Here is a 1,896-nt window from a genome sequence, read left to right on the forward strand (position 1 = left end):
CACCAACAACTAGTGATACTGATACCCCTAATTCTCAAGTTCCCTCTGCTGAAAAGAATATCACGGGTGGTCAATGGTATAGTGATGAACAAGGCAATTGGCATTACAAAAAAGATGACAAGGATCTGACAGGTCCAAACCTAATTGATGGACAGCATGTCTATTTTGACAAGGATGGTAAACAGGTCAAAGGAAACTTTGCCCAAGATGGACATTATTATGATGGTGAACTTGGACATCTAACAACTGAATCTTTTGTTACTACTGGCGATAACCACTGGTATTATGTAGATAAGACAGGTGAAAAAGTGACTGGCCTTCAAGAAATTGGAGACAAAACTTACCACTTTAATGACAAGGGGCTTCAAACAAAAGGGCAAAGAGTGGTTGTTGATGGAAAAGGATATTATTTCCATCCTGAAAATGGCGAACTTTGGAATAATAAGATTGCCCTCTACCATAGTACTCGCTACATTAACGGAACCAGCGACGACATTTATTACTACTATGACAATGACGGTAATATTTACACTGGCCCTAAAACCATCGACGGTAAAGAGTACTACTTCCAACCAGACATGGTCTATTATTCTAAATTCAAGAATCCTGATGGTACTGAAAGTTATTACAATGAACAGGGACAAAAAGTCTATAATGGCTGGGGTAAAATCAGATACATGTACCTGAGAGGATACCTCTGGACACCTTCTGTTTATGCTGATGAAAATGGACATGTTGTCCATGGATTCAAGCGAATTAATGGACAACTCTACTATTTTGATGAATCTGGTTCACTAAGAGATGATGTCCCTGGCAGCCCAAACCCACTGTTCCAAGTTGATGGAAACTGGTACTATGCTCAGTTTTCTAAATACATTAACGGCGTAAGAGGTGCTATCCTCACCAATGCTTTCACTTTTATTGCTGTAGATGATAGATACCCAACATCAATTGCAGATGAAAATGGTAAATTGACTCCAGTTACAGCCAAAAATAGTTATGTTACTGCTGGAGGTAAATGGTACTATGTTGATAAATCTAGTTATCCTTTAAAGGGCGAACAAGTGATAGATTATGTCAATGTCTACTTCCGTGATGACTATTCTCAAGTTAAAGGTGACTTTGCGCCAAACGGCCATTATTATGATAAAGATAGTGGAGCCCTCGTTACCAACCGTTATGTCGAAAAAGATGGCAAGTGGTACTATGTCAATGATAAGGGCGATAAATTAATTGGTGCTCAAACTATAGATGGTGTAGAAGTCTATTTTGATAAAGACGGTGTCCAAGCCAAAGGTATTTTTGCCAATGCTGATCATTTTTATGACAAAGACACAGGTGCTGCTGTCCGAGACCAAATCGTCGAAGTCGATGGCAAACGCTATTATGTTGGTCAAGATGGTAGAAAAGTTTACTCAGGAACACATATTGTTCATGGTGAAGAAGTGAATCTTATCGTTGGAGATGGTCATCAAGGCTTCGGAGAATTCACATACTACGCAGATAGTGGAGACTATATCGGATTTGATGGTAAAAAGGTTACAAAAGCTGGTTTCGTTAAAACCAAAGATAATCACTGGTATTATTTAGACGGTAAGGGAAACAAATTAGTCTCCGTTCAAGTTATCGATGGCGAACTCTACTACTTTGGACTTCCTACTCGTAAATACTACTACGGAATGCAAAGTAGAGGTGAGCTCATCTATGCGTATTACAGTGATACTATCCCTAACAGCAGCCACATCTACTATCTGGATGAAGCAACAGGCGCTGCTCTTAAAAATCAGTACCATGAATGGGAAGGTAGTTGGTATTACTTTGGTCCAAACTGGTACGCCTTGACCGGTGAACAAACCATTGACAATGTCCCAGTCTACTTCCACAGTAACGGTAAAC

The 1,896-nt window shown here is 39.6% G+C and carries 1 protein-coding gene; it reads left to right on the top strand.

What is annotated here, in order from left to right:
* Positions 1 to 1,896 (top strand): glucosyl transferase (locus AX663_RS04825; RefSeq protein WP_060972871.1); only part of this gene is annotated, 1,896 nt, incomplete at both ends.

Origin of the sequence: Streptococcus sp. CCH8-H5, assembly GCF_001556505.1 — a bacterium.
Taxonomy (GTDB): Bacteria; Bacillota; Bacilli; order Lactobacillales; family Streptococcaceae; genus Streptococcus.